Below are 1,952 nucleotides of genomic sequence, written 5' to 3'. Positions count from 1 at the left end.
AGGACGGGTGGAGTCTGAAAGAAGTATTACTTGTGAGGGTGGAAGTAAGACAAATTTCAATAACGAAATACCTAGAAGTGGAGCAGAGTGGAATGAATATTTAAAGGGAAAATATGGTGCAGACAATGTTCGTTGGAATATCAATTCTGTTGATGACATTTTCAGTGACCCGACTAGACTAAAGGGGTATACTGTAGATGAGTTGCAAACTATACTAGGGAACGACTGGACTAGAGGTGTATACGGAAGTAATGGTGGTGGATGGAAATTAATGAACGGTGATATTTCTATTTTTTATCATCCAGGCGGAGGTAAGCATGGAGGTTCATATTATGGAATATCATCTGGAGCTACTGGAAAAATTAAAGTAGTAAATCCAGAGACTTATATTCCACTGAAGGGTGATAAAGCAACTGTAATTTATGATTAGGGGTGACAAAATGATTTCGTTAGAAAAAAGATATGAGAATTTTAAAAGTACAATTGAGGAATGTGGAAGTTATCTGCTTCTAGAAGATGATGATACAATTAAACATAATCTATTTGAAGAATTTTCAATAGATATAATTAGTTTCTTGCACGAAGATACACTAAATCTTTTTTTAGATGAAGGTATGATTGATAATGATATATTAGAGAAAAGTATAGAGTTAAGGAATGCTTATTTGGAACTAGAACGTATTCCTGATATGCTTAATGTTGAAACTGTAAAAACATCTGAAAAGTGGAAAAATATATTAAGAAAATCAGATGAAATAAGTGAGTTGCTTTATTGGTAAAAATATTATTTAGAAAGTTATTTCAAACTAAAAACGGAGACAACCTAAAGATATGTTAGGGTGTCTCCGTTTTTTCTTGTCGTTTCAAATTTACCAGCTCTAGAAGAAATACAAAACAACATTGCATCGTCATACGGAAGGCAACTGTAGATATGAAACATAATCCATTCAGATAAATGAACAAGAATTTCAGATGAAATGTAACAGATTGAACAAATGCATTGTTTTATGAGTAGAATTAGTTAAAAAAGGAGTCCTAAAAACGGTAAAGCAGATATAAAAATGGTCAAAAGGCGGTAATTTTTATGTGGATATTCCTTCTGGTGATGCAAATATATTATAAATAATAGGATAAATATTCACGATATGTAATTGCATATTAAATTTATTGAGCCAGCAGAGAAACGTAAAAATCTACTGGCTTTTTCTATGCCCTCAATTCTCCACAATTACTTTTGAAAAATCTCTTATTTTTTTAAAAAATCCCATATCAAGTTACTTTCTTTTGAACATCTGGTGACAGTGTGTCCGTTCAAAATCCTGCATATAAGGAAAGTGCCGATGTTAGAGCCTGGGGGAATTAACCACTCAGAGTCCAACAGAATTGACCAATTTAAGCTCATTAGAAATAGCCAATGCACCAACTTATCTAATTGCTTATTGTCCCTTATTCAACAGGATCATTGATTTCTATCGAATAAGTTTTTAAGTTTCGTCCACGATAACTTTCTCCCTTCATGAGATAAACGGTAGAAAACTTAGTAGTTCCAGCAGTTCTAGGGGTATTCCTGTGCCAGTCTTAGCTGGTGCTTTTGCTGGTTCTGCCCTTACGAATGCACACGTTGTCCTACGTTTGTCTTTACGTCTTTTGGTGCTAACTACTTCCACTGTGGCATGAAAAGGCAAAACAGGGCGAATTACGGCTTGTGGTTTTAGTTCCTATTCGTACTGTATTTGGAACTAGGTTGCTACTGCTGGGTTCTGCACAGGCAATGGCTTGATTATGGAACTTTAGAGGCTGGAATTTAGGAACTATAAAGAATTTACAGGTGTTGCTGGTACGTGTGTTGCATTTGTTCCAGCAACATCTATACTTGACAAGTACAGGGGGGATGAAAATAATGGGGAATAGAGGCGTGCTTTTATATGTAGACTTGGGCAAGCTTGAAGATG

General features: G+C 35.0%; 2 protein-coding genes. Both read left to right on the top strand.

Annotation, left to right across the window (positions count from 1 at the left end):
• The coding region (locus tag DXB91_RS13985) for a hypothetical protein (RefSeq protein ID WP_207661329.1) at positions 1 to 430 on the top strand (430 nt) is incomplete at its 5' end.
• Positions 431 to 440: 10 nt separating this feature from the next.
• Positions 441 to 779 (top strand): hypothetical protein, encoded by a 339-nt coding sequence (locus DXB91_RS13980; protein ID WP_147344001.1) that lies wholly within the window; start codon positions 441 to 443, stop codon positions 777 to 779.
• Positions 780 to 1,952: the final 1,173 nt, after the last annotated feature.

Source organism: Coprococcus sp. OM06-34AC (assembly GCF_003462545.1).
Taxonomy (GTDB): domain Bacteria; phylum Bacillota; class Clostridia; order Lachnospirales; family Lachnospiraceae; genus Coprococcus; species Coprococcus aceti.
This window is presented reverse-complemented; position numbering and strand designations above follow the sequence as displayed.

Excerpts from the sequence above, each read along its gene's own strand:
- DXB91_RS13980 (WP_147344001.1), top strand. The coding sequence starts at position 441 with ATGATTTCGTTAGAAAAAAGATATGAGAATTTTAAAAGTACAATTGAG.